We start from the raw sequence: 23,666 nt of genomic DNA, 5'->3' as shown, positions 1-23,666 counted from the left end.
TGAAAATGCTAGTCTAACTCTGCGACTACTATTTGGTTGTCGAAGCATTACCTAGCAATTTATTTAAACGTAAACGCGTAATTTTATTTTGCTCAGTGGCTGCATTGGCAAGCTCTGTGGCGCGATCATTAGGTAGGCGCGCTAATAGCAGATCTAGCATTTGCTGCGCGCTTTTACCCGTCGCAAAGACAATAAAAATAAAACCAAATTTATCGAGATAGTCTTGATTGCCTTTGGCAAGTGCTTCGAGCACCTCATCTGCTGCATCGTTAGCGCCTGATTGTTCGTGTGCAGCGCTACTTTGTGTGTTGCGGTATTTTTCTTTTAGAGATGCCACGTTGCCGATTTGTGGATGCCCATCAAACGCTTCTAATAAGTTAGCCTCATCATTTTGTACTTTGTTCCAGATAGCGTCGCTACTTGCTAGTAGTGCATTAAAGTCTGCAAAAGGGCGAGCGTCTGCAAGTTTATAGGCCCAGTTTTTACTGGTGCAACAAGTCAATAATTGGGCGATGGCGACTTCTTGTGATAAATCGTTGAATTGCGCTAAGGTTAAGCTCACGATGACATCCTTTTCTAATATGACAACCCGTTATCTGTATTGGGCGATAAATGTTTGATAAAGGTTTATACCTTATGATTATTTGCATAAACTTATAGGTATAAGCAGTAATTTTGATAAGTAGCGGTTGCTTCAGCTTTATGGCTGATTTAATTAAGCTAGCAGCTATTAATTTGCTTAAAATCAAAAGTCGATAATCGATGTGTTCGTAGTCAGGCCTTTGGCGCTTATATACGCTTTGCATAATTTCAAGTTATAGTGAACTGACAATATGAAACAGATTTGCTAAGGAAACACTGATATTTTGACCGTCCAAAACGTCTGGCAAGAAGTGATTAATGACAGCGTGATTGATTTACAGTTCCCATTTTGCTAAAACCTGACTAATTGGTCAACTGTTTTATGCGAAATATTTTTATTTAACAGGTTATGCTGATCACATCTATGTGTTTATATAAGAATACACAGCGAAATATAGCGACTATTTTGTCGAATCTGTCTCTTAGAGTGAGATACTACTGCTATGACTCAAAACAATCAAAAGGAAGAAACCTCAGTGACTGATACGCCCTCGCACCGTAGCCAACAAGCCATTCGCGCACAGAATCAAGCGCTTATCTTAGCGGCAGCTGAAGAAGAGTTTGTGCTTCAGAGCTATCGCGGCGCTACGATGCAGGGCATTGCCGATAGGGCAGGCTTACCTAAAGCCAATGTTCACTATTATTTTAAAAACAAAAAGAATCTCTACATGGCAGTGCTGCGCTCAATCATTCAAGAATGGAATGAAGGCTTGGTAACCATGACGGTAGATAGCGACCCAAAAACGGTCATCGAAAAATTTGTCCGTACCAAGCTACATCAAGCCTTTGTCAATCCAAGTCGCCATAAACTATTTGCGATTGAAGTCATCGGCGGCGCACCGCATTTGCATGAATTTATGTCCACCACGATGAAGGAGTGGGTACACGATAAAGCACAGGTAATGAAAGAGTGGCACAAGCAAGGAAAAATTGGGATTACTGATCCTCTACAACTACTGATTTTGATTTGGGCGACTACCCAACGTTATGCTGAATTTGAAATTGAAATCGTTGGATTGATGGATAAGACCGCTTATGACGCAGCAGATGAAGCGCGTGCGGCAGACTTTCTGGTGCCTTTTATTTTAAAGGGCTGTGGCCTTGAATGATGATATGGTGGCTGTTTGATAAGTGAGGTGCATAGACTGTTGCTATTTGTTTGTCTATCACACCTCGTTTACGGCTAAATACTTCGATATATTTAACCCTAGCTTGCGTTTAGTCTTAAGCGACTTCCTGCGTTGGTTCTAAACCGTCGTCAGTATGCTGTGCTTTGGTATCAAACTCGATGCCATAGTTTTTGGGTAAAATCATATCAAGGGTGATAGCCACAATCCCTGCCATCGTCACCGCTGAGCCAAAGATATTCTGAAAAAACTGCGGCGTTTGTGACAGTACGTCAGGGACAAAGGCGATACCCGTTGCCAGACCCAGTGAGGTGGCAATGATTAAGACATTTCGGTGCGTAAATTGCACGGTAGATAAAATACGAATGCCAGCAGTTGCCACCGTCGCAAACATCAGTAGCGTGACGCCGCCAACGACAGGCTTGGGTAATTGCGTAAAAACAGCACCAAGGACAGGGAACAGTCCCATCAGGCATAGGATGCCGCCCACATAGAAACCTACGTAGCGACTGGCAATACCTGTCATTTGGATCACACCGTTGTTCTGGCTAAAGGTTGTTACAGGGAAGGTGTTGAATACCGCAGCAATCAGCGAGTTAACACCATCTCCTAGTACGCCGCCTTTAATGCGTTTCTCATAGAGAGGGCCTTTGATCGGTTCACCTGATATCATCGAGGTAGCCGTCAGATCGCCTGAGGTCTCGATACTGGTAATGATGTACATAAAGGCAATAGGAATAAAAGCTTGCCAGTCAAAACCAAAGCCATACTTAAAAGGGATTGGCACTGTAAAAAAGGCGGCTTCAGAAACCAGTGAGAAATCGATACGTCCCATAAATACGGCAGCGACAAGGCCGAGCATCAAACCGATAAAGATGGCGCTTGAGCGAATGACTTTATTATTAATGATGCTAATCAGTACGACACTTGCCAGCACACCACCACCCAAAAGCAAGTTCGGAATACTACCAAAATTTTCAGCACCAAACCCGCCCGCTAAGTCGGTCAGACCTACCTTGGTTAATGACAAACCAATCGTGACAATCACGCAGCCTGTAACAATAGGGCTCATAAAAGATTTGAGTTTGGTAATAAACTGACTCAAAAATATCTCAACAAATGCACCGAGAAATGAAACACCAAAAATAACGGATAAAATCTCTTCTGGACCACCGCCGCGGTTTTTTACCACAAACCCTGCCGTCAGTACCGCTGCCAAAAATCCAAAACTGGTGCCTTGTAATGCCATGAGGCCAGACCCAATAGGGCCTACTTTACGAGTCTGAATAAAGGTTGCGACCCCAGATACTATCAATGACATACTGAGAAGGTAGGGGATATGCTCTCCTAAACCTAATGTGCCACCTATGATAAGAGAGGGTGTGATGATACCTACAAACGCTGCAAGTACGTGCTGTATAGCACCTAAAAATGCTTTAATGGGGGTAGGACGGTCATGCAGTCTATACAGTAAATCGGTATTCGCTGGAACGTTTTCACTCATGGTGGTTTCCTCCTAAAATAACTGCTTAGTACCCGCTTAACTGTAGATATCAGACAATGTGGTAGATCACGAGATCAAAGTTTTAACCTAATCTTTGATTTGTTTTTTTATCGATGTAAACAATAGGGATACGCATCCGTCTGTAAGATAAACAATGAAAATAACTAATATATGTCGGCTAATATTTGAACAACCTGACCAATTAGTCAGGTCTATTTAGGGTATAGGTAAAATACAAGTCATTGCAATGTTTTTTTTGGTACTAGTGCGTTTACAGGTTTGTTACGAAATAGGGAGGGTTAGGTAACATTGAAAAGTAGATCGAAAAAACGAGGAGTACTGACTGACCATTGAGAACGAATAAGTACTAAGATCTATCGGCAGCTCTATTGCTGTTTTTTAAACAAAAAAAAGCTCCAACCATAACGACTATGATTGGGGCATTTCAATTTTGCTTACTTGATATTTATTCTACTATAACCAAAATTGCTACTTTGGTGGACGACCAGTTATTTTGGACTTGATGACCATACGGGTGAGCGAATAACACCTTGCCCTGATTTACCAAACGCTTCGCCACCATTGAGAGATTTGATGGTCAGCACGCCTTTGCCGCCTTGGGTCGATGCGTAGACCACGCGCTTACCGTTTGGTGAGAAGCTTGGAGCTTCATCGATACCTGTATTGCCAAGATTGGTAGTAACAGCACCATTACTATTCATAATAGCCGCTGAGCGCCCACTCAAAAAGGCAATTTGTGTACCGTCACTGCTAAACTGCGGGCTGGTCGCATAACCACCGTTTGACACTTTAGTTGTTTGTCCTGTGGCAAACTCGTAGCGATATACCTGCGGCTTGTTAAAGCCAGTTTTATCACTGACGAAAACGAAAGATTTGCCGTCTGGTGCATAGCTTGGCTGCACTTCACTGCTCGGTAAATTAGTGAGCCTTCTAGGTGTACCGCCGCTGGCGCTCATCTCATAGATATCAGCGCTACCTTCAAAGCTGCTAGAGAATAATATCTTGCTGCCATCAGGAGAGAAAGAGGGGCTTAGGTTGCTACCTGAAAAAGGCGTCAGGGCAGTTGCGCCGCCGCCACTGACGTTTTGCACGTAGATGACAGGATATGATTTTTCACGTTGTACTGAGTAGGCGATACGGTTGCCATCAGGTGACCATGCTGGTGAAAAAATAGAGCCTGTCACTTCAGTAATGGTTCTAGCATTTTCGCCATCAGCATCCATCACTTTGAGACGCGAGATCTTTTGCTTGCCAGTTCCTGTTTCTTCAATATAAGCAATGCGTCCTGAGAAGTCTCCTGGAATACCAGTAATCAGCTCGTATACTTTGTCTGCAATGACATGACCGGCATAACGCATGCTTTCTCTATTGTTGTCAGCAGTTAGGCTTTGCTTGCCTTCTATCACGCGACCAGATTTGACATCGATGACTTCATAATCGGTGATTATTTTGCCACGATTGGTACGCGTGCTACCGACGACCAGATACGGTATGCCCATGCTTTGCCAAACAGGTAATGTACCTGTCAGCTCTTTACTACTGTGCGGCTGCTGCGGCAGATCTTGATTGGTTACTTTTAACTCGGTTTTACTCAAGTCATTTAATATAATAGGTGATAAGACAGAGTCACCCGCAAACGGCACAAACGCAACTTGGTTTTGCTGAACAGGAATTTCATAGTCCAGTTCTAGTACAACAGGTGCAGCGAGCACGCTTTGCGATACCAGCAATGCTGAAGTGCTGACGAGTAATGATACTAGTAATTTTTTGTGGGTACGCATGAGTAAAGGGAGCTCCTAAAATTAGTATGATATTCATTTTTTATTTAATGAGACAAGCATCTAGATGAGGCAGCAACCTATGCGAGACAAGCCGCTTAACGTCACGTTACCAACATTATAAGGACCTAGCAACTGATTAATTGCTGCCTTTAAACTGTATGGTAAAAGTCGGGTATTTAGGGTCATCAGCATCAATCGGGAGACTGCCAGTATTGAGTACCGCTTGTCTGGCCGCTTCGTTGACCGTGCTATCAGGTCCAGAGGCGGTCACATTGATCACATCGCCATTTGCATTGACAGTGATGGTCAGGGTGGCACGTTGAGTAGAGCCTCGCGCAGCAGTAGGCGGCGTATAGTTGCGCTTGATTAAGTTGATGATTTCACTGTTGCTGGCACCGCGACTGCCACTGGATGCAGAACGACTACTGCCCTTGGATGTACTAGAGGTTGACGTATCACCAGACATAGTAGACTGCCCATCTGATAGGCTAAAGTTTTTTCCTGCATTGCCAGAGCCAGCAGTATCAATCTCAATATTGCGATCAGTAGCAGTAGGACGTTTTATCTTTGGTGGATTATTTTGCTTTTGACGAAACTCTCCCAGCCTTTTTTGTTCTTCTATGAGCTGATCGCGTTTGCTTTGATCGACTTGGTCAAGCTCTTCCATGGCTGACTCGTCTAGTTGTGCTGCCCACTCAGCCATTTTGCGCTCATACTCTTGATTTTGCTCAAGCAGACGTTGTTGATGGTCTTCGCTCATCAGTATGGGTTGACCAGCTGGCTCCTCAGATCGTGTAAATACAGGCACGCGCTGAGAGCTTGACTGACTTGAATTTTGCGCACCGACGCTACTGCCAGACACTTCTGGTTGAGCACTACTGGACGAGTCGCTAGTGCTACTATCCATCTGCATTGCACTGGCTGCTGCACGGTTGGCCAATATTTGTCCTTGCATTTCAGCAAGCTGCTCAGGAGATACCATGACCGTTTCGATACTACCAGCAGTCTCAACCTCAGTGGTTTGATAGTTGTAAACCAGTATGCCGATGACAAGACCATGCGCTAGTAGGCTTAGCAATGTCGGCAGTGTTAGGCCGTTGCTTTCTGGTTCGGTAGGTACATAGACGGCAGGAGCATTATGCATGGTAAGGATACTCATGAACGTGATTTGTCAGAATGATTACTAGGATTGGCTATTATGATATAAGACATTTACTAAGAAACATTTATCACTATAAAGAAGGCGTGGGTAGTGGTGCACCAGTCAGTAATCCAACTTTTTCGATACCTGCTTGTTGCAAGGTTGCCATGAGCGTCATGATGGCACCGTACTGATTGTTTTGATCGGCATTGATCATTACCTGTACTGGTTCAGCATTACTATTATCACTCTGAGACTGCAGGTTAGATAATGTATTAATTAGCTCAGGCTCACTTACTGGTACGTCGACATTGCTTTCATAACTGATAAAAATATCACCCTTGTCAGTCAACGAGACAATCACAGGCAATTGGCTTTGACTCATGGTATTGGTTTGCTCTTTTGGCAGATCAACATCGACACCTGTAATTAGCATTGGCGCTGTTACCATAAATATCACCAGTAGCACCAGCATGACATCAATGTAAGGCACGACGTTCATTTCTGCATTAAGGGCTTTTTTCTCACGGCCGTAGGGGTTTGGTTTCATAGCCCTGTCACCTGACCTGCATTAACTTGGGTTTCTTTGCTAATAGGTGCTTGTACGCTGGTCTCACGCTGTAGCATGCCTGTCATCTCATCACAAAATAAGGCACGCGAGTCATACAAGCGGCTCGATTTTGCTGTGAAGTGGTTGTATGCCAATACCGCAGGGATAGCGGCAAACAAACCCATGGCTGTGGCAATCAGTGCTTCAGCGATCCCGGGAGCGACAGAGGCGAGGGTAGCTTGCTCAGTTTGGGACAGTCCCAAAAAGGCATTCATAATGCCCCACACTGTACCGAACAGTCCGATGTACGGAGCAACGGAGCCAATGCTGGCTAGCGTCGTCAGTCCTGACTCTAGTAATTGCTGCTGGCGACCTAGGCCGACGCGTAGCTTGCGTTCAACACCATCGATAATGTCGTCTTTAGGTTGACGCTTTTTATGCATTCTCAGATATTCTGAAAAGCCCACATAAAAAATCTGCTCTAGCCCCTGACGATCAGGAGAGCCCTGAATGCCTTGGTATAGCTTGGCCAAGTCTTCGCCTGACCAAAACCAAGTCTCAAACTGTTGATCAAAGTTTTTGGCTGTACCAAGTCGCGCACTCATGCGAAAGATAATAACCCAGCTGAGCAAAGAGGCTAATAACAATAGTGCCATCACAATCTGCACCAATAGACTGGCTTGGGTAATAAGATCGACAATATTTAATGATTCAGGCATGTAATGGACTCACGAATAATTGATAACAGCTGGCTGGAATAGTGATATCCGAACCAGACAACCTCTAAACAAACACTATTTACTTTTTATTATTAATACGCAGCACGTTTCTTCACTAAAAATTTGTAACTGTGCTTAGAAAAATGCTGCAACAGTAAGTATCGCGATTTAGGTATCGGTATAATAACCCCCTAGTTTACTTCTAAATGAGAGAAAGGTCATTATTAATGTGTTAAACGACTATTTAGTTGGGCTGCTACTGATTCATTCAATAGTTAGTTGGATAACATGAATAATGACAGAGCAAAAACTTACTACTTAAAACTCATGACTCAAACCGAATGTTAAATTAACAGCGAATAGAAAGTAGTTTTTCGAATAGCGTAGGGCAGCATGACTATATATAGCTTTTTTGACCGATAGTGTGGAAGTCTCTCAAAATTCTATTTTGTACGAGATAGACATTATCAACGATTGAGTTTGTAAGATAACTGGTCTAATATGTTACGCTTTGTTACTACATTATTTTTATTGTGGCATCGTTATTTTTTCGCTGAGGTCATGTTTAATTTTAGGTAATGATGACTTTTTATTAGCCAGTCGGGGGCGACACTTATGAATGCAATTGAACGCTATTTTGGGATTAATGGTGAAAATACCACGATCAAAACAGAAATCATCGCTGGTATAACCACGTTCTTGACGATGGCTTATATTATCTTTGTCAACCCTAACGTCTTAGCCGATGCGGGTATGGATAAAGGGGCCGTATTTGTAGCGACCTGTATAGCAGCAGCAGTGGGTTGTTTCATTATGGGTATCTACGCCCGACTACCAGTTGCGCTGGCACCAGGTATGGGTCTTAATGCTTTCTTTACCTATGGTGTGGTGCTTGGTATGGGCTATGCATGGCAGACAGCGCTAGGTGCGGTGTTCTTGTCTGGTTGTATCTTCGTACTACTGAGTCTATTCAAGATTCGTGAAGCAATCATTAATGCCATTCCAACGTCTCTCAAAAATGGCGTAGTTGCTGGTATTGGTGCGTTCTTGGCGTTTATCGCATTGCAAAGCGCAGGCATCATCGTCAATCATGATGCAACCTTAGTTGGCCTTGGTGACATGACGTCATTTGGTCCTGTCATGGCTTCATTAGGTTTTGTTGTTATCATTGGCCTGTCTTATAAGAGAGTCCCAGGTGCGGTAACCATTGGTATTTTATTGGTTGCATTGATTAGCTTATTAATGGGCTATACACAGTTCACAGGTATCATCTCTTCACCGCCTTCTATTGCACCGACGCTTATGCAGTTAGACATTGCTGGTGCATTTGATGTGGGCATGATCAGTGTTATCTTTGCTTTCTTATTTGTCGATTTGTTTGATACTGCTGGTACTTTGATTGCTACCACTAGCCAAGCAAAACTAACGGACAAAGATGGCAATATCCCGAACATGGGTAAAGCACTACTCGCTGATTCAACAGCGACAGTAGCGGGTTCTTTACTAGGTACTTCATCGACGACCAGTTATATCGAGAGTATCTCTGGTATCGCCTCAGGTGGCCGTACAGGCTTAATGGCTGTTACGGTAGGTGTGCTATTCCTGTTCAGTATTTTCTTCTCGCCATTAGCAGGTATGATTCCAGCTTATGCAACGGCTGGCGCTATCTTTTATGTAGCCGTGCTTATGATGGGTACTCTAAAGGACATTAACTGGAGCGACTTAACAGAAGCAGCACCAGTGGTCGTGGTATTGCTATTCACACCGCTTACATACTCCATCGCTGACGGTATCGCACTTGGTTTTATTACCTTTACGGCTGTAAAAGCAATTGCAGGCAAGTTTGCAGATATCAGTATCGCGGTCTGGATTTTGACTGCTATATTATTGTTCAAAATTATCTTCCTATAATGCAAAGTGTAGCAAGACATTAATAGCGTCTTAATCAAGAAACCCTCCTTATCAGCTGATGATAAGGAGGGTTTTTTTGTCAGCATTATAAGACTATCTTTTTAATTTGAGTTCTGTATTTCGGGAGTTAATGTTTAGTATTTCTGATACGAGTATTAAGTAGGGTGATGCCAAACTATGGGCAATAGTAAACAAAAAAACGTAACCAAAGCGTCATGGCCAATAAAGTGCTTGTAAGTTATTGTTATTTAGAGATATATTAATTTATGAAAATAATAAATTTCGTTAGTTTGAAAAAAACTTTCGTGATATTATAGCCGAGTTAAGCGCATCACCTCAATCAACGCCGTAGAGGTTTTTCTTACAGTGAATTAGCATCACCAAAGATGACAGATTTGTGATTATTAGAGCGATTTTTCGGTTCAATAAGGCGATATTTGGTCATCACACTCCTTTCACTACTAACAAGAAGAAGGCACTAATGCCGCTTAGCTTTTCGTTGTTGCCTTTGTATTGTTAACGTAGCCCGTTTAACAGTCGAACGACCTACTTAACCGTCTCCAGCCTATGCTGGATTTTTAGTTTTGTGATGGCGCCGTTTGGTCTTTTGATTATTGCTGTGAATATCCGTCAATAACCACTATTTTTTGATAGCGGTTATGAGCAGTTATACAGGACGATCAGACTTCCTAAAGCACCATTTATTATGGTTTTTAAACGATAGTTATGGAGTTATTATGAACCCAGTAGACCAGTTTACCCCGCAAGAGCCGATCTTGTTTAATCCTGTTGATATGCTGTCGCCTGAGTATCTCGCCCAGTCAGCAGAAGCGCTAAATAAGCGTATTTCGCCGCTATATAGCGCCGATGAAGAACGTTGGTTGTCTGAGTTATTGCCACTTGCCAAACCTAGTATAGAAGAACGCGATGCTGCTGCTGAGCAAACGCGCAAACTGGTCGAGCACGTGCGTAATGATGGTAAAGCCGTCAAGATGGTTGACTCATTATTGCTGGAGTATAGCCTTGATACCCAAGAAGGTATCTTGCTAATGAGCTTGGCAGAAGCCTTGATTCGTGTGCCAGACAACTATACGGCTGATGCGTTGATTCATGACAAAATGAGTGTGGCTGACTGGAAAAAGCACATCAAAAATGACAACGGCTTTATGGTCAATGCCTCTACTTGGGGTATGATGATGACTGGTCGCGTTGTCAGTATTGACAGCAGCACCACTGCATCAGGTTTCTTGGATCGCATGACTAAGAAAATGGGTGAGCCTGTTATTCGTAGTGCGATGCAAAAAGCCATGCGTATCATGGGCCATCAGTTTGTATTGGGCGAGACCATTGAAGACGCAAATAAAAACAGCCAGCCATATCGTAATAGAGGCTATACCTATTCATTTGATATGTTAGGTGAAGCGGCTATCACGCATAAAGATGCGGAAAAATACTTCAACGACTATCTACATGCGATCAGAGCAACGGCCAACGTAAAAGTCAAAGAAGGCATGCCAAAGCCGTCAGTATCTATCAAATTATCGGCACTGCATCCTCGCTATGAAGCCACGCAAGAAGCGCAAGTAATGGGCTTATTGCGTCAGCGCTGCCTGCTATTGATTGAAGCGGCACGTGAAGTCAATGTCGATATCAGTATTGATGCTGAAGAAGCAGATCGCCTTGAGATTTCTCTAAAACTGTTTGAGTCTTTGTACCGTGATAATTTAACGGCGGACTGGGATGGTTTAGGCATCGTTGTACAAGGGTACTCTAAACGCGCTATCGCTGTATTAGCATGGCTTGCTCGTTTGTCTACTGAAGTCGGTGATCGTATACCAGTACGTCTAGTAAAAGGCGCTTACTGGGATACTGAGATCAAACTTGCTCAGCAAAAAGGTCTATCAGGCTATCCAGTTTGGACACGTAAAGAAGGTACGGATACTGCATATCTTGCTTGTGCGCGCTTCTTATTGTCAGACCATTTGCGCGGTCTAATCTGGCCACAGTTTGCGACGCATAATGCGCATACACTGTCATCAATCATGACCATGAGTGCACACAGAGACTTTGAGTTCCAACGTCTGCACGGCATGGGCGATGCGCTTTATGATCACATTTTGCAAGCTTATGAGATTCCTGTACGTATCTATGCGCCAGTAGGTGCACACAAAGACTTGCTACCGTACTTGGTACGCCGCTTGCTTGAGAACGGTGCCAACAGCTCGTTTGTTCATCAGTTGCTAGATAAGTCTTATCCAATCGAAAAGCTAACAGTGCATCCATATGACAAGCTGCTTGGTAATGCAACATTGCACAATCCAGACATCCCGTTACCGTTAGAGATTTACGGTGAACGCCGTGCAAGTTTTGGCCCTAATATCTTTGTAGAGTCACAATGGTTGCCGTTCAAATCAGCTATTGATAGCCATCTGCACAAAACATGGTCAGCAACCTCTATTATCAATGGTAAAGCTGTTGATACCTACGAAGTAGATGGTCAAACGAATCAACTTGATACGCAGACTGTACTAGCGCCTTGGAACCACGAAGTTAGTGCTGGTAAAGTAACTTATGCTAACGCTGAAGTGGCTCGCCAAGCGATTGACGTTGCTGTTGCCGGTCAAGATGTATGGAAAAATGTACCAGCTGCTAAGCGTGCTGAGATATTACGCAAGATTGCTGAGCTATACGAAGAAAACTACGCTGAGCTAATGGCACTATGTCAAGTTGAAGCGGGCAAAACCATGCAAGACGGTATTGATGAAATCAAAGAAGCCGTTGATTTCTGTCGTTTCTATGCTGACGAAGCAGAGCGCCTAGATGACGTCGTACATGAGTTTACAGACTTGGCTGGTAAGCAGTCTCGTCAAGTATATAAAGCACGCGGTACTTTTGTTTGTATCAGTCCATGGAACTTCCCATTGGCTATCTATACGGGACAGATTGTAGCTGCACTTGCTGCAGGTAACACGGTAGTAGCGAAACCTGCTGAACAAACCAGTTTGGTAGCTCATTTTGGTGCCCAATTGATGTATCAAGCGGGTATACCAGCAGAAGCATTGCAATTAGTCATTGGTGCAGGCGACGTAGGTGGTGCTTTGACGGCTGCTGATAATATCGCAGGTGTGATATTTACAGGTTCTACTCAAACAGCCCAACGTATCAACCAAAGCTTAAATGATCATGCACAAGCTAGCGGTGAATTGCCTGTCTTTATCGCTGAGACTGGCGGTCAAAATGCGATGATCGTTGACTCAACGGCACTGCCAGAGCAAGTCGTTAGAGATGCGGTACTATCAGCATTTGGTTCAGCAGGTCAGCGTTGTTCAGCTTGTCGCATATTGTGTGTACAAGAAGAGATGGCGGATGATTTAATCGAGCTATTGCAAGGTAATATGGCTGAGCTGTCTGTAGGTAATCCTCTATATGCTGCCACAGATGTAGGTCCAGTGATTGATGCTGATGCTAAGCATGGTTTAGAGGCGCACATCGAACGTATGAGTGCTGAGCCGACTGCTACCATTTTGGCACAGACGCCAATGAGCTCAAGCTCAGTCGTCAGTCAAGAGAAGTCTACCTTTGTATTGCCAACCGCAATCGAAGTGAAGAGCATTGATGTGATCGGTGGTGAGCACTTTGGTCCAATTCTACACGTACTGCGTTATCAAGCGCGTGATTTGAATAAGCTGATTGATGCCATCAACAACACAGGCTTTGGTTTGACGTTAGGTATCCATAGCCGTATCGAAAATACTGTTGAGCACATTGAGCGCCGCGCATTTGTCGGTAACACTTACATCAACCGTAACCAAATCGGCGCGGTCGTAAACGTACAGCCATTTGGTGGTTGTGGTCTATCAGGTACTGGTCCTAAAGCTGGTGGCCCGCACTATGTCGCGCGTCTCATGCAACTTAGCTCAGAAGCAGTCAACGCTGAACAGTCAGCTGCTCATATGACAGCGACCGAAACCCAAACTACCACTCAAACAGAACTCGCATAAGGAGTAGCAACATGGCGACTGAATTCAAAAAAAATCATGCCCAGGTTTGTGAATCTTGGCGATTACTCGGCGCAGTCAATCGCGCAACGTATCTACAAGCAGCCATTCCAAAACTGGCATTGCTCACTGGTGATGCCAATAAAGCAAAGCGTTTATTCAACCATTTGTTGAGCGCTGCGCCTAGCTTGGATGAGATGCATCGTATGACAGGGGCAACAGGCGAGTCCAATGACTTGTATGTGACTGGCCGTGGTAAGACGATGGTCATCGGCGGCGAAACTGCTAGAGCCATGGCAGTATTAGGTCAGCTTATCGCGGCACTCCTAACAGGTAATGAAGTTATATTGCATTGCCCAAGCCAAGATGAGATGTGTAATGAAGCTGCTAAGATACTGCACGACACAGGTATCAGCGAAGATGTATTGAGTGTAGCTAACGATTCGCAAACAGTCACGCTTTTATATATTGATCGTCTAGCACAAGTGGCTGTCTCTGGTAGCCGCAGCGAAGTGCAAGCCATCAGTCAAGAGCTTGCCAATACTGACGGTATTTTGACACAGGTTATCAGTGTCACTGATATGGAAGGCTTATCAGAAATGCTAACGCCTGACTATCTGCATCGCTTTGTCACTGAGCGCGTCAAGACTATCAATACCACAGCAATCGGTGGTAACGCGAGCTTGCTTGAGCTTGGTACAGAGTAGAATCACTGCATTAATTACGAATCCGCTTAGCTTTTATATCAACTTTTATAAAAGCTAAGCGGTGTTTGGTAGCGCTATAAATGCCAAACTAGTGATTGGATGTATAAGAGAAAACCGCTATTTGAGTAATTATCAGATAGCGGTTTTTTTGTTTATACTACCTAACTGAAGCCTAATGATAGGATGTTATTCAGCAATATCAACCCATACCCAGCCGTTCTCTAGCCATTCGCTTAAATCATCTGCATCAACATCTGCGACGTCGCTATGCTGTAACGCTTCACCATTGGCCAAGCGTACTAGTACTGCTATCGCAGCTTCATCAAGTCCATCGATACGTTGACCGTTGGCATACAGCACGGTGCCATCAGTGGTCTGGCTATAGAGTAGGCGGTTGCTATAGTCCGCCTGCAATGTAGCTCCTTCTGATAGGGCTTGTATTAGCTCATCGGTATCTAACGTTTCTTCTGGCATCAGCGCATCATATTGGCGCTTACTAACCACTTCAGAGACTGCTTGGCGAATCATATCATCACCGCGATCAGATTGTAGCATCTCTAGCAATTGCGCCTTGATAGCGGCAATGCTATCTGATTGCAATTTACCTGACGCTTGTAGTGCTTGCGGTAGTAGCATCGGGATAAATAACTTGCTGTCGTTGGTTGCGATATCGGCCACGCTATCGATGATTTGTATCAGGTTTGGACGGCGGCAACCAAACGAGAAAGTCAGACAGTCGTCTTGTGCCACACCGAAATGTGATAATTTAGGCGGTACATAAAGGACATCACCCGCTTCTAGTATCTCATCAAAAATAAGCTCGCCCATATCGTCAAATAAACGAAGCGGCTCATCAGCAACAAACTCTGTCTGGTCATCACAGAATTTGCCCAACTGCCAACGTCTAGAGCCATAGCCTTGTGCCAAAAATACATCGTAGTCGTCATAATGCTTACCGACCGACCCACCTGCTGGCGCGTAAGAAACCATGATATCGTCGCGCTGCCATTGCGGAATAAAGTCAAATGCTTGCCACAATTGACCAAGCTCTGGTGACCATTGCTCAAGATTTTGTACTAATACGGTCCATTGCTCTGGTAGGTTTTCAAAATCAGTCTCATTCAACGGGCTTTTTTTGAGTTGCCACTGTGCCTGACCTTCTTTTTTACTGGCTGCTTGGGTCAGCAGTCTTGCACTAGCATCTTCTTCAAGCGCAAGACCAATCATGTCATCTGGCTCAAACATATCAATCAGCTGCGGCAACCCTTGCTTAATAAGCAGTGGCTTCTTTTGCCAGTATTCAGATAAGAATTGTTCAGGCGTAATAGAGTCGGGTAAACAAAGAGGAATAGAAGTCATTGATAAATCCATATTTTGGCGGTGTACAAGATTAATAATAAGGGATGCTTTATAGGAAGGTTTTAATAGTTTAAGATTGTCATCTATTTGATGTCTATTATTTTGGTGACGTTTATATAGTACATATAAGCAATAACGATTATCAAAATAATAGCTGTCATCAGAGCATCCACTCAATCGTAGGAACGTTATGAAAAAGCTGCATTTTGTTGTCATCATCGCTAGCGTGTTTTTGCTACAGGCCTGTGTCCATAAAATCGTCACAGTACCCGCAAAAATCGCTTATAAAACTACCAAAGGCGTGGTCAAAGGAACCGTTGCTGTAGGTAAAGCCATCATACCGGGCGACAGTGATGACGATGATGATAAAAAATAAAACCTTACTTATCAACTATGGGTTTTGAATCAAAACCAATCATAGCGGTCAAAGTAAGGTTATTATTTATTCAGATAACAACTGAATAAGATAAAAATACTATCAAGTAGGAGCGAGTAAATAATACTAGGCGCTCCTACCTTTCTAGTCTAATCTTATTATCAGTATGCTCTTATTAACTATTAAAGCTTGGCAATCCATTCTTTAATAGCGCGTGCTTGCTCAGCGGCATTACCGATATAAGTAGCAGGCGTCAATGCACGCAAGCGTTCTTTATCCGCATCACTAACTGCCGATAGCTCATCACTTTCTACGAAAGTTAGCATGGCTTCACGAGTCATGGCATTACCACGAGTCAAGGCTTTTAGCTTCTCGTACGGGTTTTCAACGCGGTAGCGACGCATGACCGTTTGAATCGGTTCTGCCAACACTTCTTGCGCTTGATTCAAGTCATCATTTAAACGCTGTGCATTTAGCTCAAGTTTACCAACACCTTTTAGGCAAGCGTCAAACGCAATCATGCTTTGGGCTAGGCCAACACCGATATTACGCAACACTGTTGAGTCAGATAGGTCACGCTGCATACGTGAGATAGGCAGCTTCTCACCCAAATGGGCTAGCATTGCATTGGCAACGCCTAAGTTACCTTCAGAGTTTTCAAAGTCAATTGGATTAACTTTATGCGGCATGGTAGAAGAGCCAACTTCACCATCTTTTAGGCGCTGTTTAAAATAGCCTAAGCTAATGTATTGCCAAATATCACGGTTGAAATCGATCAAGATTGTATTGAAGCGCTTAACGGCATCAAACAATTCAGCGATATAGTCGTGTGGCTCAATTTGAGTCGTATAAGGGTTAAACGTTAGCTCTAGACGCTGATTGATAAACGCTTCAGCATGGCTCTGCCAGTCGACGTCAGGATACGCTGAAAAATGCGCATTATAGTTACCAACGGCGCCATTAATTTTACCTAACAGCTCTACTTGATTGACTTGCTTGATTTGACGGGCTAGGCGGTAGGCCACGTTTGCCATCTCTTTACCCAATGTCGTTGGGCTAGCGGTCTGACCATGCGTGCGTGATAGCATCGGTTGGTCAGCATGAGTGATCGCCAAGTCAACGATACTGTCAGTCACTTGCTGCATTTTGGCAACAACCAGCTCGCGGCTGTCTTTTAGCATCAATGCGTATGATAAGTTATTGATATCTTCACTGGTACAAGCAAAGTGAATGAACTCAAGCGAATCAATTAAGGCATCCTGACCACGGAACTTGTCTTTGATAAAGTACTCAACCGCTTTTACATCGTGATTGGTCGTTGCTTCGATGTCTTTGATCGCTTGAGCATCGGCTTCACTAAAGTCATCAACGATCGCATTTAAAAAAGCATTGGTCTGGTCATCGAATGCTGCTAATTCACCAATCGCACTGTTGTCAGCTAATGACTGCAACCAGCGAATCTCTACCGTGACGCGGGCTTTGATTAGACCAAATTCAGATAAATAAGGGCGTAAGCTGTCAGCCTTTGATGCGTAACGACCATCAATTGGAGAGAGAGCGGTAAGTGGGGTCATGGTTATGCCTCAGTAGTTATGAAATAAAAAACTGCAAGAGTCTAAATAAAAGTAACGATATAAAAACGAAAAAGTGACTACATAAAAGAAAAAATGACTATATAAAAACAATGTCGAAATCGTTGCGCGTAATATAGCAGAAATACGATATTAAAAAAGCCGTCTATGCAAATAAAGCGATGTTGACGCTCGTTAAAATTATGTTATTCGCTGCGTCAACATCTATGCTTTAAGTTGGGTCTTAGGAAGTAATTAAAACCCGCAAGGTGCATCGATAGATTCAATCACGCCGCCGCCTAGACATACTTCATCAATATAAAATACCGCTGACTGACCAGGGGTGACAGCGCGCTGTGGCTCATCAAATACCACGCGTACTTCGCTGCCATCAGCATTGGTCGCAAATACGCGACATGCTTGATCTGGCTGGCGATAGCGAGACTTTTCCATACAGGCTAGACCTTCGTCGCTAAACACATCCGCAGGTGGTAGACCATCAATCCAATCGAGCTTATAGGCTTTTAGCTCGTTGCTCATTAGCATGGGATGTTCATGCCCTTGACCGACGATTAAACGATTTTTCTCTAAGTCTTTTGCCAATACAAACCACGGTGCCTCTACACGGTCTTTAACACCGCCAATGCCGATGCCGCCGCGTTGACCCAATGTGTAATACATGAGGCCATCATGAGTACCGATGACTTTATTATCATCAGTAAGTATCTCGCCTTTTTGGGCAGGCAGATATTGCTGTAAGAAGTCTTTAAAGCGGCGCTCACCAATAAAGCAAATGCCTGTAGAGTCTTTCTTCTTAGCCGTCGCTAGGTCATGCTCTTCAGCAATCTGACGTACCACTGGCTTTTCAAGCTCACCAACTGGGAATAGCGTTTTGGCGATTTTGTCACCGCCAACCGCATGCAAGAAATAGCTTTGGTCTTTATTGTTATCAAGACCGCGTAAGAGCTGCGCAACCTCTTCACCTTCGGCATTGGTATAGTTTACACTGCGGCGCGTGTAGTGACCTGTAGCGATATAATCTGCCCCAAGGGTCAACGCATAGTCCAAAAACGCTTTAAACTTAATTTCTTTATTGCACAAGATATCTGGGTTTGGGGTGCGTCCTGCTTTATATTCCGCCAAAAAGTGCTCGAATACGCGATCCCAGTATTCCATAGCAAAGTTGGCTGTGTGCAGCTTCATACCGATTTTGTCACATACGGCTTGCGCGTCTGCTAGATCATCCATCGCCGTACAGTATTCGGTGCCGTCATCTTCTTCCCAGTTTTTCATAAACAAGCCTTCAACCTTGAAGCCTGCCTGTTGAAGTAATACGGCTGATACAGAAGAATCGACCCCGCCTGACATACCGACAATCACATGCTTGGTGCTAGGATTTTCGACATCAGCAAGTGTTAAAGGGTGATGAGCATTAAAAGACTCAGAAACGGTTGTGCTTGAGGTATTTTGTATGGCTGACATAAAACGGCTCAACTATTTATACGTTATCCAAAGTACATGCCGACGCCAAGTGATATGCAATCACTACAATAGGTAGTCTCAGCACAACAACGTCAGCTTGTCTTTTGGATCTGGTATTATGATAAAATAAACGTCATATTATACCAGTTAATTGAAACTGGTGGCGACCGATGGTGTCTGGCTACTAGTAAAACCACTTTGAAAATTCAGATAGTGGTTTTGAATTATTTTAATCACCTTTAACTCATCTTGGAATAATAATGATAAAAATTGGTCAAGGTATCGACGTTCATGCTTTTCATAATAATGGTCAGCAGCAACAATATGTCATACTAGCAGGCGTGCCTATTGAGCATACTCACAGTTTGCTCGCACACTCTGATGGTGATGTGGTCTTGCACGCACTTGCTGACGCACTACTTGGTGCATTGGCGCTTGGTGATATTGGGCAGCATTTTCCCGATACCGATGCGGCACATGCTGGATTGGATTCACGAGTACTGCTGCGTTATGTTTATAGTAAAGTGCAAGAGGCTGGTTATAGCCTAGGCAATGCTGATATTACGGTAATGTGTGAGCGTCCAAAGTTAGCGCCGCATAATCTAGCAATGCGCGCTAATATCGCTAGTGACCTGCAAACGGATATTAGTAATATCAGTGTAAAAGCTACCACGACTGAAAAATTGGGATTTACGGGTCGTCAAGAGGGCATCATGGCCAATGCCGTGGTATTATTAGTCCCTAATGCTATCGAACCTACATAGATCGAAATTCGTGCTTGTAATACAGCGGCAGTCGCCCCATGTATCAGCCACATCTTTACACAATTATTTTATATAAATAATCATTTTAATGAACCGCTTTATCAATAGGAGCTTTTATGAGTGAGCAAACCCCAAACACTGCTGCAAACGACGTTGAACAATTGATCCGTGATCAAATCCGTGACAATAAAGTTATTATCTACATGAAAGGCACACCGCAATTTCCACAGTGTGGCTTCTCAGCGCGCTCTATCGAAGTGTTGACTCAGATTGGTCGTCCATTTGCGTTTGTAAATATTTTAGAAAACCCAGAAATCCGTGCAACGTTGCCAAAAATTGCGAACTGGCCAACGTTCCCGCAGTTATGGATTGATGGCGAGCTAATGGGTGGATCAGACATCATCTTGCAAATGTATCAATCAGGCGAGCTAAAGCCATTGGTTGAAGCAAACAGCCCTGCTGCTTAATACTTGAGAGTGTTGGTTAGATGTCTTTGATGTCTAATTAGCCTTTGTAAGATATAAGCACAGCAAACCCAAATAGTCATTTAATGGCTATTTGGGTTTTTTATTGTCGCTATTAGTGTTGTTAGTAGCGTATATATTCTTGTTCCCATTAGTATTTTCACGCGCCTATATCATTAGGATTCGTTGTTTTTATAGGATTTACCCCCATATAGTGTCCAAGATATCAGCGATATAAATAATAATTAACAGGTGAGTAAGAGAGCTTTATGAATAACCAAACCAGCGAACAGTCAAACGAGCAAAGAGAAGCGGCTGAGCAGGCGGCGATTGAAAAACGCCGTGAACGTTTAAAAAATGAATCGACACGCATTATTGAGATTGCTAATAATGAGTCATACTCAGCACTGAAATGTATTCATCAGCTTAGTGTGGCAGGTGGTGCAACTGAAGCGACATATGTGGCTATCGAACAGCGCATCGTTGTAGACCAAGACCCTGCAGGTGCTTATCATTTGGCATTGCTGGCACAAAACACACCGGATTTGCCAATCGATGCTCGTCAGCTTATCGAATTGGTAGTCAACAAGGGTGATAACCATCAACGCTTGGCCTTGCTCAAAAACTTACCGTTACCGCCAGTTGAGCTTATCAAAGAGCAGATCTTAGCAAGTGATGACGGCGATGCCATTGGTCAAATGAATGCCTATTTGCAGATCAATCCAGAAGGGTATGGTAGCCATCATATGCTGTCTAGTGGGCAATCAGATCAGATCGTACCGCTTAGCCCTGGCAAAAATAACCAAAATAATGATTAAAATAGTAACTAAGGCGTGTCTTCAATTCATCCGATAGTCATCTAAATGGGCTAAAAATGGCTAAATCTTGCCAAACATTGTCAAATAGCTGTTTAATATCCCGATATTATCTGCGCTATTTTTCTTGTTTGACGGCAATTTATCTCATTTTTATCATCATTTTTGAAATGAAGACACGCCCTAGTAAAGCAACAACTAGCAAGACAGTAACTAGAGTAGAGAACTTTTCGCTTAATTTTAATAGTTTTTGTTCTAACGTTTTTTAAGTATCAAAAAATTGTTATAATTATGGGTTATTCAGGGCATGTCCTTAATCTGAACAAAAGCATCTGAATGGGCTAAAAATGGTTAAATATTGCCAAACTATGTCAAATAGCTGGTTAATATCCTGATATTATCTGCGCTACTTTCCTTGTTTGACTGCAATTTACCTCATTTTTATCACCATTTTCAAAATGAGAACACGCCCTAACCAATTATGAACGACTTATCTAAGTCGTTATCTTCTTATAAATTCGACTGACGTTTATTTGCTGACTGTTTTCTTATTTGAACATAGGATATGGTAATCAGCAGCGTTATGAGTCAAGTGAGGCACACATGCAATACCCAAAACATTACGACGTGATAGTGATCGGCGGTGGTCATGCTGGTACAGAAGCTGCTTTGGCGGCTGCACGTATGGGCGCACAGACCTTATTGTTGACGCATAATATTGAGACGCTCGGGCAGATGAGTTGTAACCCTGCGATTGGTGGTATCGGTAAATCGCATCTAGTACGTGAGATTGATGCGCTAGGCGGTGCAATGGCGCTGGCAACGGACAAAGCGGGTATCCAGTTTCGCGTGCTAAACAGCCGTAAAGGGGCTGCCGTTCGTGCCACGCGTGCGCAAGCAGACCGCATTTTGTATAAAGCGGCTATCCGTCATACGTTAGAAAATCAGCCAAATCTGGATATATTTCAACAAGCTGCTGATGATATCTTGGTCGAAAACGGCCGTGCGACGGCAGTCGTGACTTCTACAGGTATTATCTTTAAGACCGAAACAGTCGTATTGACCTCAGGGACTTTCTTAGGCGGCGTTATCCATATCGGTTTGGAGAACTCAAAGGGTGGCCGCGCAGGGGATCAGCCTTCTATCAAATTGGCAGATCGTTTACGTGAGCTTAAGCTGCCAGTTGGTCGTCTAAAAACGGGTACGCCAGCTCGTATCGATGCGCGTAGTGTTGATTTCAGTGTAATGACGGTACAGCCGGGTGACACGCCATTGCCAGTGATGAGCTATATGGGTGATGTTTCTATGCATCCTGAGCAGGTCAATTGTTATATCACGCATACCAATGCGCGTACTCATGACATCATTCGTGAAAACCTTGACCGCTCACCGATGTTCTCTGGCAAAATCGAAGGCGTAGGCCCGCGTTATTGCCCATCTATCGAAGATAAGATTCATCGCTTTGCGGATAAAGACAGCCATCAGATTTTCATTGAGCCAGAAGGTCTGACCACGCATGAGCTGTATCCGAACGGTATCTCAACGAGCTTGCCATTTGATGTGCAGTTAGACTTCATTCATAGTATGAAAGGCTTAGAAAACGCCCATATTACTCGTCCAGGTTACGCGATTGAGTATGATTATTTTGATCCACAAAACCTAAAGCCAACGCTAGAAACCAAGTCTATCGATCGTCTGTATTTTGCTGGTCAGATCAATGGTACGACGGGCTATGAAGAAGCGGGCGTGCAGGGTTTATTGGCAGGTACAAACGCGGCACTCGTGACCACTAATAATAGTGAATTTGACGTGTGGACACCGCGCCGCGATGAAGCGTATCTTGGTGTGCTTGTCGATGACTTGATTACCCACGGTACTACCGAGCCTTATCGTATGTTTACGAGCCGTGCAGAATATCGCTTGCTCTTACGTGAAGACAATGCAGATCAGCGTTTGACTGAGACTGGTCGCAAGCTAGGTCTAGTAGACGATGTACGCTGGCAGGCCTATCAAGAAAAAATGGAAGCCATCGCCACAGAAACCTCACGTCTAAAAGATATGTGGGCCACGCCTGCTAATGCTTTAGGTAAGCGAGTGACCGAGCAAACAGGTGAAGTGTTGTCTAAAGAGTCTACTGCCTTTGATTTGCTAAAGCGTCCGCAAATACATTTTGCTGATATCGCAGCTATCACTGACTCAACCGTTGATGCACAAGTGGGCGAGCAGATAGAGATTTCTGTCAAATATGCTGGCTATATCGATCGTCAACAAGAAGATATCGATCAAATGAAGCGTTTAGAAAACACGGCGCTACCGTTAGACTTTGATTATAGTATCGTGTCAGGTCTATCGAACGAGATAGTACAGAAACTTACGCAAGTTCGTCCTGCGACGCTAGCCCAAGCTGGACGCGTAAGCGGTGTAACCCCTGCTGCTATTCAATTGTTGGCAATGACGGTTAAAAAGCATAAAAAAGCAAAAGCTGCACTGGACTCATAATAGCTATGTAATAAAGCTTTTTATAGTAAAGCACTTATAGTATAAAAAGCCCGTAACGACATTTTGTTACGGGCTTTTGTTTGTCAAAAAAACCGTTAGTTTTAAAAGAAAGTCACATGTAACCTTGTCCTACTTACTACTTTGTCTCTATACTAGGTCAGTAAATTTTCTTATTACTTGTTAATTTGTCTCGCTGAGGTCCATATATTGATGGGCTTGTCACCGAACTGAGTCT

General features: G+C 43.7%; 18 protein-coding genes. 9 read left to right on the top strand and 9 right to left on the bottom strand.

Translation table 11 applies throughout. From position 1 onward, the window contains the following. Window positions 1–28 precede the first annotated feature (28 nt). Entirely contained in the window at window positions 29–562 is a 534-nt protein-coding gene (uraD, locus tag ACQKC9_RS03865; protein WP_427620566.1) for a 2-oxo-4-hydroxy-4-carboxy-5-ureidoimidazoline decarboxylase, read from the bottom strand. Window positions 563–1,085: 523 nt separating this feature from the next. Between uraD and ACQKC9_RS03860 the strand changes: the two genes are divergently transcribed. Beyond that, window positions 1,086–1,751 carry a TetR family transcriptional regulator C-terminal domain-containing protein gene (locus ACQKC9_RS03860; protein ID WP_057759606.1) on the top strand — a complete coding sequence of 222 codons (666 nt, stop codon included), beginning with the start codon at window positions 1,086–1,088 and terminating at the stop codon, window positions 1,749–1,751. 115 nt (window positions 1,752–1,866) lie between these two features. Here ACQKC9_RS03860 and ACQKC9_RS03855 read toward each other — a convergent pair whose 3' ends face one another. From ACQKC9_RS03855 to tolQ, 5 genes are all read right to left on the bottom strand, one after another. Beyond that, on the bottom strand, window positions 1,867–3,273 hold the full coding sequence (locus ACQKC9_RS03855; protein ID WP_427620565.1) for a nucleobase:cation symporter-2 family protein: 1,407 nt from the start codon (window positions 3,271–3,273) through the stop codon (window positions 1,867–1,869). A gap of 509 nt (window positions 3,274–3,782) precedes the next feature. Further along, entirely contained in the window at window positions 3,783–5,075 is a 1,293-nt protein-coding gene (locus ACQKC9_RS03850; protein ID WP_427620564.1) for a translocation protein TolB, read from the bottom strand. A gap of 136 nt (window positions 5,076–5,211) precedes the next feature. Further along, a complete protein-coding gene (locus tag ACQKC9_RS03845) occupies window positions 5,212–6,219 on the bottom strand; it encodes a cell envelope integrity protein TolA (protein ID WP_427620933.1) in 1,008 nt (335 codons plus the stop codon). An 88-nt stretch (window positions 6,220–6,307) separates the two neighbouring features. Further along, the gene (gene tolR, locus ACQKC9_RS03840; protein ID WP_101204804.1) at window positions 6,308–6,766 is read right to left on the bottom strand and encodes a protein TolR; all 459 of its coding nucleotides are present in this window, start codon (window positions 6,764–6,766) and stop codon (window positions 6,308–6,310) included. Further along, window positions 6,763–7,485 (bottom strand): protein TolQ, encoded by a 723-nt coding sequence (gene tolQ / locus ACQKC9_RS03835; RefSeq protein ID WP_057759620.1) that lies wholly within the window; start codon window positions 7,483–7,485, stop codon window positions 6,763–6,765. Before tolQ ends, tolR begins: the two co-directional genes overlap by 4 nt. 615 nt (window positions 7,486–8,100) lie before the next feature. Here tolQ and ACQKC9_RS03830 point away from each other — a divergent pair. From ACQKC9_RS03830 to ACQKC9_RS03820, 3 genes are all read left to right on the top strand, one after another. Beyond that, window positions 8,101–9,396: an NCS2 family permease gene (locus tag ACQKC9_RS03830; protein ID WP_101204806.1), complete on the top strand. Its 1,296-nt coding sequence runs from the start codon at window positions 8,101–8,103 to the stop codon at window positions 9,394–9,396. Window positions 9,397–10,133: 737 nt separating this feature from the next. Next, window positions 10,134–13,397 (top strand): bifunctional proline dehydrogenase/L-glutamate gamma-semialdehyde dehydrogenase PutA, encoded by a 3,264-nt coding sequence (gene putA / locus ACQKC9_RS03825; RefSeq protein ID WP_427620563.1) that lies wholly within the window; start codon window positions 10,134–10,136, stop codon window positions 13,395–13,397. Between the two features lie 11 nt (window positions 13,398–13,408). Beyond that, window positions 13,409–14,101, top strand: coding sequence for a 1-pyrroline-5-carboxylate dehydrogenase (locus ACQKC9_RS03820; protein WP_101204808.1), 693 nt, complete (start codon window positions 13,409–13,411; stop codon window positions 14,099–14,101). Between the two features lie 186 nt (window positions 14,102–14,287). Here ACQKC9_RS03820 and ACQKC9_RS03815 read toward each other — a convergent pair whose 3' ends face one another. Continuing rightward, entirely contained in the window at window positions 14,288–15,460 is a 1,173-nt protein-coding gene (locus ACQKC9_RS03815; protein ID WP_427620562.1) for a JmjC domain-containing protein, read from the bottom strand. 190 nt (window positions 15,461–15,650) lie between these two features. On the opposite strand from ACQKC9_RS03815, the gene ACQKC9_RS03810 reads away from it, so the two are divergent. Continuing rightward, window positions 15,651–15,836, top strand: a complete 186-nt coding sequence (locus ACQKC9_RS03810; protein ID WP_057759633.1) for an NF038104 family lipoprotein — start codon at window positions 15,651–15,653, stop codon at window positions 15,834–15,836. 182 nt (window positions 15,837–16,018) lie between these two features. On the opposite strand, the gene purB is transcribed toward ACQKC9_RS03810, so the two are convergent. Both purB and mnmA read right to left on the bottom strand, forming a co-directional pair. After that, window positions 16,019–17,410 carry an adenylosuccinate lyase gene (gene purB / locus ACQKC9_RS03805; RefSeq protein ID WP_427620561.1) on the bottom strand — a complete coding sequence of 464 codons (1,392 nt, stop codon included), beginning with the start codon at window positions 17,408–17,410 and terminating at the stop codon, window positions 16,019–16,021. A gap of 252 nt (window positions 17,411–17,662) precedes the next feature. Beyond that, window positions 17,663–18,889, bottom strand: coding sequence for a tRNA 2-thiouridine(34) synthase MnmA (gene mnmA, locus ACQKC9_RS03800; protein WP_427620560.1), 1,227 nt, complete (start codon window positions 18,887–18,889; stop codon window positions 17,663–17,665). Window positions 18,890–19,149: 260 nt separating this feature from the next. Here mnmA and ispF point away from each other — a divergent pair, with 260 nt between their 5' ends. From ispF to mnmG, 4 genes are all read left to right on the top strand, one after another. Beyond that, complete coding sequence (gene ispF / locus ACQKC9_RS03795) at window positions 19,150–19,653, top strand: 2-C-methyl-D-erythritol 2,4-cyclodiphosphate synthase (RefSeq protein ID WP_179797303.1); 504 nt, start codon at window positions 19,150–19,152, stop codon at window positions 19,651–19,653. A 116-nt stretch (window positions 19,654–19,769) separates the two neighbouring features. Beyond that, window positions 19,770–20,120, top strand: coding sequence for a Grx4 family monothiol glutaredoxin (grxD, locus tag ACQKC9_RS03790; protein ID WP_057759647.1), 351 nt, complete (start codon window positions 19,770–19,772; stop codon window positions 20,118–20,120). A 266-nt stretch (window positions 20,121–20,386) separates the two neighbouring features. After that, the gene (locus ACQKC9_RS03785) at window positions 20,387–20,935 is read left to right on the top strand and encodes a hypothetical protein (RefSeq protein ID WP_427620559.1); all 549 of its coding nucleotides are present in this window, start codon (window positions 20,387–20,389) and stop codon (window positions 20,933–20,935) included. Window positions 20,936–21,535: 600 nt separating this feature from the next. Beyond that, a complete protein-coding gene (mnmG, locus tag ACQKC9_RS03780) occupies window positions 21,536–23,431 on the top strand; it encodes a tRNA uridine-5-carboxymethylaminomethyl(34) synthesis enzyme MnmG (RefSeq protein WP_427620558.1) in 1,896 nt (631 codons plus the stop codon). The last annotated feature ends 235 nt before the right edge of the window (window positions 23,432–23,666 follow it).

The organism is Psychrobacter sp. NPDC078409, assembly GCF_050268505.1.
Lineage (GTDB): Bacteria > Pseudomonadota > Gammaproteobacteria > Pseudomonadales > Moraxellaceae > Psychrobacter.
The sequence above is the reverse complement of the archived record's forward strand: the minus strand, read 5'-3'. Positions and strand labels throughout refer to the sequence as shown.

Coding starts and splice junctions, on each gene's coding strand:
- ACQKC9_RS03860 (WP_057759606.1), top strand. CDS start 1,086: ATGACTCAAAACAATCAAAAGGAAGAAACCTCAGTGACTGATACGCCC.
- ACQKC9_RS03855 (WP_427620565.1), bottom strand. CDS start 3,273: ATGAGTGAAAACGTTCCAGCGAATACCGATTTACTGTATAGACTGCAT.
- ACQKC9_RS03850 (WP_427620564.1), bottom strand. CDS start 5,075: ATGCGTACCCACAAAAAATTACTAGTATCATTACTCGTCAGCACTTCA.
- ACQKC9_RS03845 (WP_427620933.1), bottom strand. CDS start 6,219: ATGCATAATGCTCCTGCCGTCTATGTACCTACCGAACCAGAAAGCAAC.
- tolR (WP_101204804.1), bottom strand. CDS start 6,766: ATGAAACCAAACCCCTACGGCCGTGAGAAAAAAGCCCTTAATGCAGAA.
- tolQ (WP_057759620.1), bottom strand. CDS start 7,485: ATGCCTGAATCATTAAATATTGTCGATCTTATTACCCAAGCCAGTCTA.
- ACQKC9_RS03830 (WP_101204806.1), top strand. CDS start 8,101: ATGAATGCAATTGAACGCTATTTTGGGATTAATGGTGAAAATACCACG.
- putA (WP_427620563.1), top strand. CDS start 10,134: ATGAACCCAGTAGACCAGTTTACCCCGCAAGAGCCGATCTTGTTTAAT.
- ACQKC9_RS03820 (WP_101204808.1), top strand. CDS start 13,409: ATGGCGACTGAATTCAAAAAAAATCATGCCCAGGTTTGTGAATCTTGG.
- ACQKC9_RS03815 (WP_427620562.1), bottom strand. CDS start 15,460: ATGACTTCTATTCCTCTTTGTTTACCCGACTCTATTACGCCTGAACAA.
- ACQKC9_RS03810 (WP_057759633.1), top strand. CDS start 15,651: ATGAAAAAGCTGCATTTTGTTGTCATCATCGCTAGCGTGTTTTTGCTA.
- purB (WP_427620561.1), bottom strand. CDS start 17,410: ATGACCCCACTTACCGCTCTCTCTCCAATTGATGGTCGTTACGCATCA.
- mnmA (WP_427620560.1), bottom strand. CDS start 18,889: ATGTCAGCCATACAAAATACCTCAAGCACAACCGTTTCTGAGTCTTTT.
- ispF (WP_179797303.1), top strand. CDS start 19,150: ATGATAAAAATTGGTCAAGGTATCGACGTTCATGCTTTTCATAATAAT.
- grxD (WP_057759647.1), top strand. CDS start 19,770: ATGAGTGAGCAAACCCCAAACACTGCTGCAAACGACGTTGAACAATTG.
- ACQKC9_RS03785 (WP_427620559.1), top strand. CDS start 20,387: ATGAATAACCAAACCAGCGAACAGTCAAACGAGCAAAGAGAAGCGGCT.
- mnmG (WP_427620558.1), top strand. CDS start 21,536: ATGCAATACCCAAAACATTACGACGTGATAGTGATCGGCGGTGGTCAT.